The sequence below is a fragment of the Pseudomonas sp. GL93 genome, assembly GCF_003408955.1.
Lineage (GTDB): Bacteria > Pseudomonadota > Gammaproteobacteria > Pseudomonadales > Pseudomonadaceae > Aquipseudomonas > Aquipseudomonas paracarnis.
In genome coordinates, this window is record NZ_NKRF01000076.1 from 295,204 (window position 1) to 311,146 (window position 15,943).

General features: G+C 58.9%; 16 protein-coding genes. 2 read left to right on the forward strand and 14 right to left on the reverse strand.

Annotated features, from left to right (window positions below; genetic code table 11):
* Window positions 1–27: 27 nt before the first annotated feature.
* The 11 genes from CER19_RS16080 to CER19_RS16130 all read right to left on the reverse strand — a co-directional run bounded on the left by CER19_RS16080 (window position 28) and on the right by CER19_RS16130 (window position 8,115).
* Window positions 28–369, reverse strand: coding sequence for a ribonuclease E inhibitor RraB (locus CER19_RS16080; RefSeq protein ID WP_003193463.1), 342 nt, complete (start codon window positions 367–369; stop codon window positions 28–30).
* A 213-nt stretch (window positions 370–582) separates the two neighbouring features.
* The gene (locus CER19_RS16085; RefSeq protein ID WP_116667114.1) at window positions 583–819 is read right to left on the reverse strand and encodes a hypothetical protein; all 237 of its coding nucleotides are present in this window, start codon (window positions 817–819) and stop codon (window positions 583–585) included.
* A gap of 103 nt (window positions 820–922) precedes the next feature.
* Window positions 923–1,528: an START domain-containing protein gene (locus tag CER19_RS16090; protein WP_116667115.1), complete on the reverse strand. Its 606-nt coding sequence runs from the start codon at window positions 1,526–1,528 to the stop codon at window positions 923–925.
* A 41-nt stretch (window positions 1,529–1,569) separates the two neighbouring features.
* Window positions 1,570–1,824, reverse strand: coding sequence for a YkgJ family cysteine cluster protein (locus CER19_RS16095; RefSeq protein WP_116667116.1), 255 nt, complete (start codon window positions 1,822–1,824; stop codon window positions 1,570–1,572).
* Between the two features lie 162 nt (window positions 1,825–1,986).
* Window positions 1,987–2,478 carry a translation initiation factor 2 gene (locus CER19_RS16100; protein ID WP_116667117.1) on the reverse strand — a complete coding sequence of 164 codons (492 nt, stop codon included), beginning with the start codon at window positions 2,476–2,478 and terminating at the stop codon, window positions 1,987–1,989.
* A gap of 93 nt (window positions 2,479–2,571) precedes the next feature.
* Window positions 2,572–4,011, reverse strand: a complete 1,440-nt coding sequence (locus CER19_RS16105) for a PLP-dependent aminotransferase family protein (protein WP_003193472.1) — start codon at window positions 4,009–4,011, stop codon at window positions 2,572–2,574.
* A gap of 265 nt (window positions 4,012–4,276) precedes the next feature.
* Complete coding sequence (locus CER19_RS16110; protein WP_116667118.1) at window positions 4,277–5,089, reverse strand: OmpA family protein; 813 nt, start codon at window positions 5,087–5,089, stop codon at window positions 4,277–4,279.
* Entirely contained in the window at window positions 5,086–5,448 is a 363-nt protein-coding gene (locus CER19_RS16115) for a DUF4398 domain-containing protein (protein ID WP_116667119.1), read from the reverse strand. Before CER19_RS16115 ends, CER19_RS16110 begins: the two co-directional genes overlap by 4 nt.
* Window positions 5,449–5,457: 9 nt before the next feature.
* The gene (locus tag CER19_RS16120) at window positions 5,458–6,273 is read right to left on the reverse strand and encodes an ABC transporter substrate-binding protein (protein ID WP_116667120.1); all 816 of its coding nucleotides are present in this window, start codon (window positions 6,271–6,273) and stop codon (window positions 5,458–5,460) included.
* A gap of 160 nt (window positions 6,274–6,433) precedes the next feature.
* Window positions 6,434–7,363, reverse strand: a complete 930-nt coding sequence (locus CER19_RS16125) for an electron transfer flavoprotein subunit alpha/FixB family protein (RefSeq protein ID WP_116667121.1) — start codon at window positions 7,361–7,363, stop codon at window positions 6,434–6,436.
* Window positions 7,364–7,365: 2 nt separating this feature from the next.
* Complete coding sequence (locus CER19_RS16130) at window positions 7,366–8,115, reverse strand: electron transfer flavoprotein subunit beta/FixA family protein (protein ID WP_116667122.1); 750 nt, start codon at window positions 8,113–8,115, stop codon at window positions 7,366–7,368.
* 516 nt (window positions 8,116–8,631) lie between these two features.
* Here CER19_RS16130 and CER19_RS16135 point away from each other — a divergent pair.
* Window positions 8,632–10,296, forward strand: a complete 1,665-nt coding sequence (locus CER19_RS16135) for an electron transfer flavoprotein-ubiquinone oxidoreductase (protein ID WP_116667123.1) — start codon at window positions 8,632–8,634, stop codon at window positions 10,294–10,296.
* Window positions 10,297–10,414: 118 nt separating this feature from the next.
* Here the strand turns inward: CER19_RS16135 and CER19_RS16140 are convergent, their stop codons facing one another.
* Both CER19_RS16140 and CER19_RS16145 read right to left on the reverse strand, forming a co-directional pair.
* Complete coding sequence (locus CER19_RS16140) at window positions 10,415–12,802, reverse strand: hypothetical protein (RefSeq protein ID WP_116667124.1); 2,388 nt, start codon at window positions 12,800–12,802, stop codon at window positions 10,415–10,417.
* A 165-nt stretch (window positions 12,803–12,967) separates the two neighbouring features.
* Window positions 12,968–13,861 carry an AraC family transcriptional regulator gene (locus CER19_RS16145; RefSeq protein WP_116667125.1) on the reverse strand — a complete coding sequence of 298 codons (894 nt, stop codon included), beginning with the start codon at window positions 13,859–13,861 and terminating at the stop codon, window positions 12,968–12,970.
* 180 nt (window positions 13,862–14,041) lie between these two features.
* On the opposite strand from CER19_RS16145, the gene CER19_RS16150 reads away from it, so the two are divergent.
* The gene (locus CER19_RS16150) at window positions 14,042–15,094 is read left to right on the forward strand and encodes an NAD(P)-dependent alcohol dehydrogenase (protein ID WP_032895697.1); all 1,053 of its coding nucleotides are present in this window, start codon (window positions 14,042–14,044) and stop codon (window positions 15,092–15,094) included.
* Here CER19_RS16150 and CER19_RS16155 read toward each other — a convergent pair whose 3' ends face one another.
* Entirely contained in the window at window positions 15,095–15,868 is a 774-nt protein-coding gene (locus CER19_RS16155) for an IclR family transcriptional regulator (protein WP_116667126.1), read from the reverse strand. It abuts the gene before it with no gap.
* Window positions 15,869–15,943: the final 75 nt, after the last annotated feature.

Consider the following 15,943-nt stretch of genomic DNA (forward strand, 5'->3'; position numbering starts at 1 on the left):
ATACGCTGTGGTGCTCATAAATACCAACTACATGGGTAACCCACGCACCTCCTGCTTGACGCCCCATCCCTCGATAATGCCGCCCAGGGGCTCGACTACTGCCTCAAAGTCTTGCTCGAAATCTCCTATGCCGTCGTAGGTTGCGAACATGATTTTGCTCAGTTCCAGGTACCAGGCGCCATCGTCGCGCGCGCTGACCTGGGCATTCAGGGACTCCCCACGAAATCGACCCGCAGCCCTGCGCGCCCGTTCCTCATCCGGGAAAATGGCGTAGAACTCAATGGGGTGAAAACGCGAGAAGTCAAAGCCGCCTTCTTTCATGCGGCGCAGTACGTTGGTGCTGATGTCTTCTTGATAGGCTGTGCTCATGAAACGTCCTCCTCAAACCGATGGATAGACTTTCCGTGCTTCCTGAAGCCCCGCGCCCTGCTGGCGCGGGCACCACGGCATAACAACGCCGCAGGAAAACAAGCATGTAGCTGACAAGACCAGACCTTAGCGATTCATTCGCTGATCTCGATTGCAGAGTAGCGCGAAGCTATCACCTCCACCAGAGGTGCTCGTGTGGCGTGTGAAAAATGTTTAGACGGAGGGAGAAATATCGAGAATCTGGATACTGTTCTGGTCTTTAAGAATCTTGACCGTCGGCTCGGGTTTCCGGCCTTCCAGGTCATTGAGATCGAGTTCGGCAGCGATCGGCACCAGCTTCGCACGAATCATATGCGCAGCGTCTTCGAGGCTGGGCTTTTGTTCGCAGGTGAACTGCTGCACGGACGTTTCACCGTGATCATCAACGAAGGTAATTTGCCACGTTTGCATCGGTGCCTCCTCGATAAAACCCATAGGTGGGCTTACAAGTATCTGGACCTTGGCGGCGCGCAAAACGTTCCGCTCAAGCCCGGAGGCACCGGATCAACTGCACTTATTTTTCAGCGTGTTCTTTCAAGGCTTTCAAGGTGTTGAACGGCGCTTCCACCACGAACTTGTTGGCCAGCCACGAGGGGACACTGCCACCTGGCTCGGTGTGTACCTGGTAGGTGACTTCGGTCTGGTTATCGCCCTTTGGCACCAGCTTCCAGAAACCGTCCACCTGGGCAACCCGCACGTAGCCTTTTGCTTCTGGTTTGTAGGTCGGCACACCTTCCAGTTTGCGCGTGACGGTGCCGTCAGCGGCTTTGGTGGTGGTGACGTGGATGTACGAGTCGCGGTCCGTCACGGGGAACGGCGCCTTGAATTGGGTGTAGGTCCAGGCCTCGTCGCCTTTCTTGTCGACGAGTTGCTGGGATTTGCATTCATGGATCCATGCGCAAGCACCGACCACATCCTCCTGAAGCGCCTGGACCTTGGCCAAAGGCGCCTTGATCACCGTCACACCGCGATACGCCTTGTACTTGGAACCGGCAATCTCGCTCAGGGAGACCTTGATACCGTCTTCGTCCTTGGCGACTTGCCAATCCTCAGCCTGGGCAGTAGCCGCAAACAACAGCGTAAAACCGCACAGCACAGCCACTCGTTTCAGCGAACCCATCGTTGTATTCCTTATTGTTGAAGTTCCGATAGTAAAGCCCATCAAGCCGCCGTCATCTGTTCCCACCAACCGATCAGGCGGATGGCATCGGCCTGGTCATTGCCGCACACCTCAATATCGGCCTTGAAATCACTGCATACGGCTGGCCGCTGCGGTTGACCGAACAACTGGCACAGTTGTTCCGCCGACAAGTGCACGCAGCGAACGCCAGCGGGTTTGCCCTGGGGCATTCCCGGCAACGGTGAACTGATGGAGGGGGCAATGCAGCATGCGCCACAGCCTTCACGGCATTTCATGACCAGCAGGTCCTCGACGACTCAATAGGGATGGCCGGGCTAGAGTACGCCCTTAAACAGCCGTTTTAAAATGGCCCAACAGGGGTTTTTCGCACAAAACAAAAGTGACCGATCAGTCTGCGACAGATGGTCGGCGACCTGGGTCACCTGTGGTGCGAAAGATTATTGCTTGAATTCGAAATCCAGCGCAGCGCCTTCAACATCACGGCGCTCTTCGTTACGCAGTTGCAACTTCATCTCATTGCTGAGCAAGCGGCCGTTGATCTGGAACGCGCTGTTGTCGGTGGGCTTTTCGCCAAACATTGGCGGCAACAAGGGCACACTCTTGGGCTTGGGCATGGTGCCGATGGGTTGCAAATGCCTGACCATGTCCGAAGGCAGAGACAGGTCCAACTGTGCCGGTGGCAGTTTGGTCTGGGCGACTTCATGGGCCGACTTGGACTTGCTCGCCACGGGTGCACGCTTTTTGGTCGAGGCGGCTTTCTTTTGTGCGGCGGGGGCTTTTTTCGCAGGCGCTGGCTGCTTGGCTGAGGTCTTTTGCTCGGCACCGACAACAGGCTTGCCTTCAGCCACCGGCGCTGCAGCCAGCACGCTGCCGGCATTGCACAGGCTCAGCAGACCCAGCATCAACGTAACGCGAAAAATAGAAGTCATATCGCCAACAGCATTAACGGCAGAAGGCCATATGCTCGCTTGTTGTGCGCGGCATGACAAGGGCACAGATCAGTCTTGTCCCCTTTGCTCGCCTCAAAAACCCGCTGCGGCCTCCTGGCACAGCTGGCTGGCAAGCATTCCCAGGGTCATCAACGCCCTCTCCGCCTCGCGGTTCCACGGCGTGCCGCAATTGAGGCGAATACAGTGGTTGAACTGTTCGGTATTACTAAAGATCAGCCCTGGCGCAATGCTGATGCCTTGTTGCAGGGCACGCACATGCAGTTCCTGGGTATTGACCCGCCCCGGCAAACTGACCCACAAGATAAAGCCGCCGGTCGGGCGGGTCATCTGGGTGCCTTCGGGAAAATACTGCTGCACCGCCAACTGGAAGGCGCTGAGGTTCTTGCGATATTCCTGGCGGATGTAGCGCAAATGACGGTCGTAGCCACCGTTTTCCAGATAGGCCGCGACGCCCATCTGCGTGACGCTGCAAGCAGAATGCGTGCTGAACATCTGCAGGCGCTGGATTTCCTGCTGGTACTTGCCGGCAATCATCCAGCCAATGCGCACGCCCGGCGACAAGGTCTTGGAAAAGCTTGAGCAATAGATCACCCGGTCGAGGCGGTCGTAGGCCTTGAGGGCTTTAGTGCGGCCGAGTTCGAACATCAACTCGCCGTAAATATCATCCTCGACGATCTGGATATCGAAGTCCGACGCCAGGCGCAGCAACTGTTTCTGTCGCTCCTCCGGCATGGTACCGCCCAGCGGGTTACTCAGGCGCGTGGTCAGCACCAGCGCCTTGATCGACCATTGGTTGGCGGCCAGTTGCAAGGCCTCCAGGCTCATGCCCGTGGCGGGGTCGCTGGGGATCTCGATAACCTTGAGGCCCAGCAGGTCAGCCAATTGCAGCAAGCCGTAATAGGTTGGTGATTCAGCCGCGATCAGGTCGCCAGGGCGCGTCAGCACGCGCAACGACATTTGCAATGCATCGACACAGCCGTGGGTGATCACCACTTCGGAAGGGTCCACTACCACGCCCGCATCACGCATGCGGATCGCCACCTGGCGGCGCAGTGGTTCGAAGCCAGGGCTGAACATGTAGCTGAAGGCCCGTGGGCTCTGGAAACGCGTGACCTTGGCCAACTGCTGATGCAGTGCCCGCACTGGCAGGTAGTCGACACTCGGCACCGCCGCACCCAACGGAAACACCCCTTCACGGCGCGACTCGACCAGCACCTGCTGGATGATGCTGCTACGGGTGACCAACCCTGGGCGCTCGACCCGTGCGATATCGGGCGTAGGCGCCGTGAGTGCTGGCGTCTGGTGCACGTAGTAGCCCGACTGCGGCCGCGCCCGGATCAGCCCCTGGTCTTCCAGGTTGGCGTAGGCCTGCAGCACCGTGGCATGGCTCACATTGAGCTGGGAACTCATCTTGCGCACCGACGGCACGCGCTCCCCCGGTTGGTAGACACCGCGCCGGATGTCCTCAGCCAGTTGCTGGGCAATACGTTGGTAAAGCAACAGATTGGTCATGACGCAGCACTCGATTTCACGGGTATTTTATTTTTGTGTGAAACATACCAGCACAGTTTAGAAGTGTACGGGGACAGTTGCCACAATAGTCGAGCGCGGGCGGGAGTGACAGTAAAAACTGCGGGGGGAGTTAGGGTGGGCATCGCCGAAACGAAATGTGGGAGCGGGCTTGCTCGCGAATGCGGTGGCTCAGTACTGGATGTGCTGACTGACACACCGTATTCGCGAGCAAGCCCGCTCCCACAATTTGGATCTGCGTCAGCTGTTAGCGGGCAGCGCCCAGTTGGCCTTTTTCGTCGGAGAACACAATTTCAACCCGGCGGTTCTGCGCACGACCACGCTCGGAGGCATTGGCTTCCACCGGGTATTGGTCGCCATAGCCCTCGACCTCAATGCGCTTGTCATCGATACCCAGGTCCATCAACAGGTCGGCCACCGATTGAGCACGGTCGCGGGACAGTTTCAGGTTTTCCTGCTCGCCACCGGTGTTGTCGGTGTAGCCCTCGACGCGCACCCGACGCTTGGGGTTCAGTTGCAGGAATTGCACGATCTTGAGCACCGTGCGGTTGGCCGAGTTCTGCAGCTCAGCTTCGCCGGTGTCGAACAGTACGTCCCCGAGGGTCATCACCAGGCCACGGTCGGTCTGGGTAGTGAGGCTGGCGATTTGCGCTTCAACCCACTTGCCCTGCTGTTGCACGCTGGCCAGCTTGTTTTCGCGCAAGGCCAGTTGCAGGCGCTGACGCTCCAACTCTAGTTGGGTGCCGCGCTCGGCATTCAGGCCCTGCTGGGTGTGCTCACGGGCGATGGCGCTGTAACGCTGGCTCAGGTAAGCGTAATGCACCACATCGGCGCCGCTGCCCCAGTAGCTGGACAGGCGATCGGCGCGGGCCAGGGACTCGCCGGCGCGGATCACGTCCTTGGGCGCGAAGCGCAGTACGTTGGCGTCTTCCTTGACCTTCTGAAAGTCATCGCCGGCCTGCTGCAACGCCTGCTCGCTCGTGGGTTGGCTGGCACAGCCGCCCAAGGCCGCGCCGCCCAGCAGCAGTACACAGCTCAAACTACGGATCATCGGGCTCATTGTGCGTCTCCCAACTGCAGTTGCTTACGCAGGCGAGTGATACGGGTATTGAGCACGTTCAATTGTTCCTGGCTCTTGCCGGTCAGCACTTTGGCCTCGGCCAGGCGCGCGTCCAACTCAGCCTGCTCGGCGCGCATACGCGCACGCTTGTAGGATTGGTCGGCCATGTTGCCCTTGGCCCTGGCGAATTTTTCTTCGGCCAGTTTCAGTTCGGGGGATTCATCGGTGTTGGCCCCGACCGCAGTGGCTTGTTCCAAAGCTTGCTGGGTCAGACGCATTTGTTCGATTGGCGCAGGATCGGTTGCACATCCTGCCAGCGCAACAACGGCGAGGGCCGCGAAAATAGCTCGAAAAATCACTGTAAATCCCTACTTTGTTGGGGTGCCGACAGGTTGTTGCAGTTGCGCTTTCCAACGCTCCAGATTGCGCTGCAGCGCGGCTTGAGCGGCACCGGAGGCGAGCAATTCTGTCATCTTTTTCGTCAGCTGTCCGCGCAGCCACGGATCATTGCAGGCCGAGTTGTGGGAAATCGCCAGGTATAGGCCAGGCTGATCGACAGGCACTGCATGGGCCACCAGGTCATTACTCATGCCCAGAGTCTGGGCCATGGCCATGCCGGAATAGCGCCCAGCCAGCACGTAGTCCACCTCACCCAGCAACAGTTTCTGAAAGGCCGGCGTCAAGCTGGGCAGGCGTTGCAGGTTGAGTTGCTGGCCGGCGAAGGTCTCGAACTCGGCGCTCAAGCGCGCACGTTCCGATACCGCACCTGTGTGGCCGTGCAAATCCGCGGCGGTGGAATAGACCAAGGCTGAATCCTTGCGCGTCCACACCAGGTAGTCGGTCTGCATCAGCGCCGGATGGATGTAGTCGAAGTGGTCCAGCTCACCCAGGTTCAGCGGTGCATCGGCCAGGATGTCCATGCGCCCGCTACGCGCTTCATCCAGGGCCAGGGAGCGTTTGCCGCCGTAGAGCAGGTCGATTTTCAGCCCGAGGTCCTTGCCCACTTGTTGCAGCACGTCAGCGGTGGCGCCGATCAGGTGCGTAGGGTCCTGGGGGTCACGCCAGAGTAATGGCGGCGCGTCCGGGCTGCCGGTGATCACCAGGCGCTCGCACTTGCCGGCGGCGAGCGTCAGGCTCGGCAGCAGCGCAAGGCCTAGCAGTACAGTCCAGGGGCGCAGCGCCATGGCATGTTCCTTCCTAAAGTGCTCGCGAAAAACGTCAACGATAACGCGTATTTTCTGAATAAATGCGGCGCCTGTACGTTTTTCGCGAGCAAGCTCGCTCCTACAGGGAATAAAAAAACCCGGTCATAAGACCGGGCTCTTTATAAGTGAAGTGGCTGGATTAGACCAGCTTCTCCAACTCAGGTATGGCTTCGAACAAGTCCGCCACCAGGCCATAATCGGCTACCTGGAAGATCGGCGCTTCTTCGTCCTTGTTGATCGCAACGATCACCTTGGAATCTTTCATACCGGCCAAATGCTGGATAGCGCCGGAGATACCGACGGCGATGTACAGCTGTGGCGCCACGATCTTGCCGGTCTGGCCGACCTGCATGTCGTTGGGTACGAAGCCTGCGTCAACGGCTGCGCGGGAAGCGCCGACCGCAGCGCCCAGCTTGTCGGCCAGGGCGTACAGGTGCTTGAAGTTGTCACCGTTCTGCATGCCACGCCCGCCGGAAACGACGATCTTGGCAGCGGTCAGTTCAGGACGGTCCGACTTGGCCAGCTCTTCGCCGACGAAGCTGGAAGTGCCAGCGTCGTGGGCAGCGGAGACGGCTTCAACGGCAGCCGAGCCACCTTCGGCGGCAACCGGGTCGAAACCGGTGGCGCGCACGGTGATGACCTTGACCGAAGCATTGGACTGCACGGTGGCGATGGCGTTACCGGCGTAGATCGGGCGCTTGAAGGTATCGGCGCTTTCTACCGAGATGATCTCGGAGATCTGGTCAACGTCCAACTGCGCGGCAACGCGTGGCAGGATGTTTTTGCCGTTGGAGGTGGCGGCAGCCAGGATGTGGCTGTAGCTCTTGCCCAACTCTGCTACCAGTGGTGCAACGTTTTCCGGCAGCTGATGCGCGTAAGCGGCATTGTCAGCGTTCAGGACTTTGCTCACGCCCGCGATTTTCGCAGCGGCTTCAACCACGGCGCCAGCGCCCTGCCCTGCTACCAGGACGTGGATGTCGCCACCGATCTTAGCGGCTGCGGCCACGGTGTTCAGGGTGGCCGGGGCCAGCACCTTGTTATCGTGTTCGGCGATTACGAGGATAGTCATGATCAGATCACCTTCGCTTCGTTTTTCAGTTTCTCGACCAGTTCAGCCACCGACTTGACCTTGATGCCCGCGCTGCGTGCAGCCGGCGCTTCGACTTTAACGGTCTTGTTGGTAGAGGCGGTGGGAACGCCCCAAACGGCCGGGGGCAGCGGCTCCAGAGGCTTCTTCTTGGCTTTCATGATGTTTGGCAGGGACGCATAACGCGGCTCGTTCAAACGCAGGTCGGTGGTGACGATGGCCGGCAGTTTTAGGGAAACCGTCTGCGCGCCGCCGTCGATTTCACGGGTGACCGCAACGCTGTCGCCGCTCACTTCGACTTTCGAAGCGAAGGTGCCCTGGCCGTAGCCGGTCAGTGCAGCCAACATCTGGCCAGTCTGGTTGTTGTCGCTGTCGATGGCTTGTTTGCCCAGGATCACCAGTTGTGGCTGTTCCTTGTCGACAACGGCCTTGAGCAGCTTGGCAACGGCCAGGGAGGTCAGCTCTTCAGCGGACTCCACCAGAATGGCGCGGTCGGCGCCCAGGGCCAGAGCGGTACGCAACTGCTCTTGGGCAGTGGTCGGGCCGATGGACACCACGACGATTTCCGTCGCCACGCCTTTCTCTTTCAGGCGTACAGCTTCTTCCACAGCGATTTCGCAGAAAGGGTTCATCGACATCTTGACGTTAGCAAGGTCGACGCCGGAATTGTCCGCCTTGACGCGAACTTTCACGTTGTAATCGACAACGCGTTTGACAGCTACAAGAACCTTCATGGATTCCTCGTTACTCTCCGGTGAAAAGAAAGTCGCCTAGGCGAACCTGGCGGTTGATGCTCATCGGCACACAAGGGCACCTCCAAAGACCTCGGCTGTGGCCTTGCACACGGGAAATGACGACCGTTCGTCAGTGGTGACTGAGAGGTCATTCTTTATCGCGGCGTGTAAACTGCGCTCCAACGTTGGGGCGCGCATCACCTTTATTGCCTTCGGCCTGTCTTTGGACGTGCTCTTGAAACCTGCAGTCTGCCTACGGGAAGCGCAAAACCGACCGTATCTTGACCGGAACGCCTATTCTGGTCAATACGGCAAAATGGTCAGTCATAAGCCCCGTTGCTTTGATTTATCTAGGCTGCAGGCAATTCAAACAAACGTTTGTATTGGACGCTGTCAGTGGTCTATATATAATGCGCCACCTAGAGAGACAGGTGGGTGCTGCCTTCGCGCAGAACCACACCGAACCTCCACCCATTAGAAAAAAAAGCCTGTTGAGCCTTGAGTAGGAGATAGCCTGTGGAACGCGAATACATGGAATTCGACGTGGTCATCGTCGGCGCTGGCCCGGCTGGCCTGTCTGCCGCCTGCCGACTGAAGCAGAAGGCCGCCGAAGCCGGTAAGGAAATCAGCGTCTGCGTGGTCGAGAAAGGTTCCGAAGTCGGCGCCCACATCCTCTCCGGTGCCGTGTTTGAACCACGTGCCCTGAATGAACTGTTCCCGGACTGGAAAGCACTCGGCGCCCCGCTCAACACCCCGGTGGTGCGCGACGACATCTATGTACTGCGCAGCCCGGAAGCCTCCACCAAGGTGCCCGACTTCTTTGTGCCCAAAACCATGCACAACGAAGGCAACTACATCATTTCCCTGGGTAACCTGTGCCGCTGGCTGGCCCAGCAGGCCGAGAACCTGGGCGTGGAAATCTACCCAGGCTTCGCCGCTCAGGAAGCGCTGTTCGACGAGAACGGCGTGGTACGCGGCATCATCACTGGCGACCTCGGCGTTGACCGTGAAGGCAAGCCAAAAGACGGTCTGTACACCCCGGGCATGGAGCTGCGCGGCAAGTACACACTGTTTGCCGAAGGTTGCCGTGGCCACATCGGCAAGCAACTGATCCAGCGCTTCAACCTGGACAGCGACGCCGACGCCCAGCACTACGGCATTGGCCTGAAGGAAATCTGGGAAATCGACCCAGCCAAGCACCAGCCGGGCCTGGTGGTGCACACCGCCGGCTGGCCGCTGGACATCATGGGTAAAGAGAACACCGGTGGCTCGTTCCTCTATCACCTGGAAAACAACCAGGTGGTGGTTGGCCTGATCGTCGACCTGTCCTACAGCAACACCTTCCTGTCGCCGTTCGATGAATTCCAGCGCCTCAAGCATCACCCGGTGCTGGCCCAGTACCTGGAAGGCGGCAAGCGGGTCAGCTACGGCGCCCGTGCGATCTGCAAAGGTGGCCTGAATTCGCTGCCGAAGATGGTCTTCAAGGGCGGCGCGCTGATCGGTTGCGATCTGGGCACCCTGAACTTCGCCAAGATCAAAGGCAGCCATACCGCGATGAGGTCCGGCATGCTCGCCGCCGACGCCGTGGCCGCCCGCCTGTTTGCCGAATCCGAGGGCGGTGATGAACTGACCACGTATGTCGACAGCTTCAAAGCCAGCTGGCTGTACGAAGAACTGTTCGCCAGCCGTAATTTCGGCCCGGCTGTGCACAAGTTCGGCGCAATCATCGGCGGCGGTTTCAACTGGCTCGACCAGAACATTTTCGGCGGCAAGATCCCTTTCACCCTGCACGACACCAAGCCGGACTACGCCTGCCTGAAGCTGGCCAAAGACAGCCAGAAGATCGACTACCCCAAACCCGACGGCAAGCTGAGCTTCGACAAACTGAGCTCGGTGTTCATCTCCGGCACCAACCATGAAGAAGAACAACCGTGCCACCTGAAACTCAAAGACCCAAGCATCCCGATCGGCACCAACCTGCCGCTCTACGATGAACCGGCGCAGCGCTACTGCCCGGCTGGCGTGTATGAAGTGGTGACCAAGGAAGACGGCGAGAAACGCTTCCAGATCAACGCCCAGAACTGCGTGCACTGCAAGACCTGTGACATCAAGGACCCTTCGCAGAACATCACCTGGGTGACGCCGGAAGGTGCGGGTGGGCCGACTTACCCGAATATGTAAGGCTGCTTGACCAGTGGTTCTACTATGATCGTGTGACCAGGCTGCACCGGCTGAATCAATGGCTTCTTCGATTCAGCCGGTGGACGCGCTGTCAGCGGTGCTAAAATCGCTGATCGGCTCAACTGACGGCATTCGTTTTCAACGACTCCAACAGTTCGACCATGTCTTCAAAAGATTGGTTATCCGGTTGAATCTGTTCCCTCAGCTCCCAAATACTGTAGCGGTCATTGGACTGTGCCAGGTTAACCCCTGCCGTCTTCGCCGAACCAAAATCCACCGGATAACACTTGCGAGTATTGGCGTCGTAAAGAATATTCCTTGCGGCCAAATCATTGTGAGCAATGCCGGCGTTTTCCAACTCGACCAGCATATTCAACACGCTGGCTGATAACCCCTCGGGCAAGGCTTTATCCCCGGCCATCAGTTGCTCAAGCGACTCTCCCGGCACTTTGGGCATACGCATATAAGAAACGGTGTCAGCAGCATTGCTGCCAAGGAACGTCGCACGCTGTTCTCCATAATATAGGTTAAATAACGCCACCTCATTTTTCATATCGGCAATGCGCTTGGTAGCCGGTAAAGGGAACGTTACTTTGATCACATAATCAGCATCGTCCGGGTCGGCATACACCATCGCACGGGAGCCAAACCCGACGGGGTCTTTCAATCGTCCCTCAAGTTCATCCAGCCCACCGCCCATGACGCCTCTTCGACGCCAAACACCCTGAGCATCGGGCTTGGCAACAATGGCGCTACTGGCCAACTGGTCGGGGTCATGTGGATCGACTACACGCAAAATGTAATGTGTGCCGTCCCCGGCATCAGGGGCATCGGCGACGTAATAGGGTCTGCCACCTAACTCGATTTCCCGCATACCTGGAAAAGAAGCGCCAGCATTAGGCGTTCTCATCAATTGCAGGTCGTTTGTCTGTGAGTCAAGTTCCCAGCGGTAGCGTTGGGCGGCCTTGCTGTTGGTTAACGAGGGTTCTACCAACTCTACATCTGCCTTCGCCATGGCAATTTCATGGGCCAGTTGCAAACCTGAGATCACCGCTGCGGCACCGCCGGCTACTCGATCATTTTGCGTCATGCCATCAACGGCGTCATGAACTCCGAAGACAATGTTGCCGGTGTTACCGATGATGGGCAGGTAACCGAAGGTATTGCCCCAAAATTCTTTCGCGGCTTTCCAGTTCTGCTGCGACGCACCAAAGACCTCAGTCTGGTCGGCCCACCTTGCGTCTTTTGCGTTAACAGCCTGAAAGTGAGAGGCAATGCCGCTCTTCAGATCGCCAAACTTCAAGTAATAATCACTGTCTCTCGATTGGGTGTAGTTGAATGTCTCCCGAACGGGTACGGCCCTATCCGCAAGCAGATTTTTTCTGCCTGGGAAGGTGGCGCTATTACCGTGAATAAGCGCCCCCAGCACATAGTCTGCCCTTGGCCAATGCGCGTCTTTGCCGCCTTGCCGGTCACGGGCGTTGAAACTGCTCTGCACATGAGCACGATTTCTTTCAGCCCATTTGGCAAAGTCATCATCCCCGTGCAGTTCACTGACAGTGCCGCGTCTCAAATCGACCATTAAGCCTTTATCAGGTCGATGGTCATAATCACCGTGATAATGGACATAAGGAACAAAGGCATAACCGGCCAGAGAGTAGCCGTATATATTTGGAACAACGACGTTTCCATTGTCCTCAAGTGTACGAATGATGGCTCTCTGGCCCGCCGGCGTAAGCTGACTGAACGTAGCCTTGTCGTCATGCAGACCTTGCAATGTTCCCTTGACCACATAGGCGTCCGCTTTCCCCGAGCGCTCTGCGAGCTTGCCCTCAGGGTCGCGCATCGGCTTGGCTACGTCTTGTTCCCAATGACGTTGAAGTACGCTGCCCAGGGCCTCAAGGTCGTTGATCATTTCCTTGGACTGCGCATTGATATGCATGCCTTGGGCGTTCAACTGGCCCCCCGGCGCTACTTTATCGTGCTTCAAAGCACCGGCTGCAATTTGCCACGCCAAGTAGGTGCGTTCATCCTGATTAGTCAGATGCGAGGCACCATTGAGTTCCTTGACGTAAGACTGGAACGTCACCGTGATTTTTTGATGTGGGTCGTACCCCGCCGCCAGCAATCCACCGCTGAAATAACCTGCAGGCTCCAAGAACGGACGCAGGTGCTGGAATCTGATATTGCGTTGGCCTTCGTCGCCAGTTTCCATAGTCCGGATCTGCGCAACAACACGACCAGCATAGGCATTGATTCGCCGTTCACGCTCGCCAAACGTATACCTCGCGGTAGGCGGTGTTACATCGAGCGAGCCGTAAATTACACCCTTGGAAAAATCAAGTTCGTGACTCGGGTCAGGGGCGACTGTCGTGTTGTTGACAACACTCATTTTCATGCCTGCCGGACCGTTAACCTCACCTGCGGTTACAGTGTTTGCAGGCAGCGCAGAAGCGGATTGCTGGGTGCTGATACGAATCGTATGAGTGAGGGGCTGAACTTTCACGCGCACTACCTCCTTGGTTCCAGACGCTAATTCGCCTGGTGCAATCGTGAGTGCATAACAAGCCAGAGCCGTTCCGTTGCCCCCGCGCAGAAACAGTTATCAGGTATTGCCCCCTATTCGATCTTCATGCAAGCGAGGCTTATCTGGCAGGCGTACCCGGCAGACTCAGGCGGCTCGCTCTTCACCAGGGTTACGCAAAAAGTAACGCTTATATTCGCGACTGAACTGCGACGTACTTTGGTACCCCACCTTGTGCGCCGCCTGCGCCACGCTCATGCCTTCCACCAGCAGCAGTTGCTGGGCCTTCAATAACCGCAAGCGCTTGAGGTACTGCACCGGCGACAACAAGGTGCAGCGTTTGAAATGCTCATGAAAGGTCGACGCGCTCATGTGCGCAAACCCGGCCAACGTCTCTATATTCAGTGGCTCGGCGTAATGGGCATGCAGGTGATTCAATGAGGTGGCGATGCGCGAAAACTGGCCCTGCTGTTCGACCAGTGCGCGCAACACATCCGCCTGGGGCCCACGCAAGGCGGTGAACAACAATTCACGCACCCGCGCCGGGCCCATGATCCGGCTTTCCAGCGGATCGTGCAGGCACTGCAACAACCGCTCGACGCAGCCGCGCATCGCATCGTCCAGCACCACCGAACTCATCGACTCCAAGGTCTGCGCGGTCGGCGGCGGCCCGGCCTGCATGCCCATGGCAATCACCAACTCGCCCAACACCACGCGGTCGATGCCTACCGTCACGCCATACAACGGCGCCTCGGGGGCCATGGCAAAGGTCTCGCATTCGAACGGCACCGGCATGGCCTGGATCAGGTAATGCCCGGCGCCATACTCCAGCGTGCGCGGGCCGAGGTAGGCGACCTTGCTGCCTTGGGCCACGAACATCAGGCTTGGCTCATAGATCTGCGGCCCACGCGCCACATCGCAACTGGCACGCAGCACCTGCACTCCGGGCAGGTGAGTCGGGGAAAAACCATCGCGGGGCGTGAGCCCTTCGATCAAGGAAACCAGCGTGGCATTGGCATCCAAATGGCGGGTCAACAGCATGGCAAAAAACTTCGCGAATGAGGGATGACAGCATCATCGCAGGTCTGGCGGCCAATATATCCAAACCTCAGGCACTGCCGGACGAATAGGCATGAGACTCGGAGCATTTGCCATGTTCGCTCCAAAGGCCTGCGCGCAGAATTTGCCGCCTCTGCAGTCCAAGCTTTTGTGAGGTTTACTATGTACACCGCCATCGGTTACGCCGCCCAGTCGGCCACCACGCCCCTCGCCCCGATGTCTTTTGAACGCCGCAGCCCGCGCGTCGATGACGTGGCCATCGAGATTCTCTACTGCGGCGTATGCCACTCCGACATCCACCAGGCGCGCAACGAGTGGGGCATCGCCGTGTACCCGCTGATGCCGGGCCACGAGATTGTCGGCAAAGTCACCGCCGTCGGCGCCAACGTGACGGCCCATAAAGTCGGCGACCTGGTGGGCGTAGGCTGCATGGTGGACTCGTGCCGTCACTGCGAAGCCTGCCAATCAGACCTTGAGCAGTATTGCCTCGAAGGCCCGACCATGACCTACGCCACGCCAGACCGCGTGGATGGCAGCAACACCATGGGCGGCTACTCCGACAGCATCGTAGTCAGCGAACACTTCGTGGTGAAGATCCCGGCCAAGCTCGACCTGGCCAGCGCTGCGCCGATCCTGTGCGCAGGCATCACCACCTACTCGCCCCTCAAGCACTACGGCGTGAAGGCCGGCGATAAAGTCGGGATCCTCGGCATGGGCGGCCTGGGCCACATGGGCATCAAGTTCGCCAAGGCCATGGGCGCCGAAGTCACGTTGTTCACGCGCTCGGCCAGCAAGGCCGAGGAAGGCCGTCGCCAGGGCGCTGACCATGTGATCGTGTCCACCGATGCCGAGCAGATGAAGGCTGCTGCCGGGCACTTCGACTTCCTGCTCGACACCATCCCGGTGCAGCACGACCTGAACCCCTACCTCGACGTGCTGCGCTTTGACGGCGTGCATATCCTGGTCGGCCTGATCGAGCCGGTGGACCCGCCCGTCAACGCCGCCAAGCTGGTGCTGGGCCGTAAAGTGTTGGCCGGTTCGCTGATCGGCGGCATTGCCGAAACCCAGGAGGTCCTGGATTTCTGCGCCGAGCATGGCATTACCTGCGACATCGAGATGCTCGATATCCGGCAGATCAACGAGGCTTACACGCGCATGATCGCCGGCGACGTGAAGTACCGCTTTGTCATCGATATGGCGAGCCTGAAAGCCTGATCAGGCCTTGGCGCCCAACTCCGCTGACAGCCGGGCTGCGACCTGTTTGATCACAGGGATCAGCTCGGCCATTTTCTCCAGCGGCATGTAGGGCACCGTACTGGCGATGCTGATACCGGCGACAATGCGCCCGCTGGCATCGCGCACCGGTGCGGCCACGCAGCGGATCGAAGGCTCGTTGTCTTCCAGGTCAAACGCGTAGCCACCCTCGACATACCCATGCATGCGTTGTTCGAACTGCGCCCAGGATTGCTCCGGGTGCTGCGGCCATTGCAGGCTTTTGCCCGCCGTCGGCAAGCTCGCCTCGTACAAGCGCTGCCACTCCTGCGGCGAATCATCCAGCATCAACGCCTTGCCGATACCGGTGCGCGCCAACGGCATGCGATGGCCGACCCGCGAGCGCATTTCCGGGCCGTTGCGGCCGGGGTTCTTGTGCAGGTACAGCACCTCGTCGTATTCACGAATCGCCAGGTGAATGGTGTCACCGGTCAGCGCCGACAACTCATCCAGGTACGGCACCGCCAGGTTCACCAGGGGCAACTCTTCACGGGCCTGGAACCCCAACTCGATCAGCTTGGGCCCCAGCAGATAACCGACCTGGGGCACCACGCGCAGGTAACGCTCGTCCACCAGGCAACTGGCCAGGCGGTGCGTTGTGCTGCGCGTGGTGCCGATGCGCCGGGCGATCTCCTTGAGATCCCGCGCACCAGCCGCTACCGCTTGCACCACGCCCAGGCCGCGCAACAGGGTCTGGGTGCCGTCTCTTATACACATACGACGCTGCCGACGCTATGCAGGGTGTGGCATGCGATGGCCGACCCGCGATATGTAAAAAAACACAATGCTGTA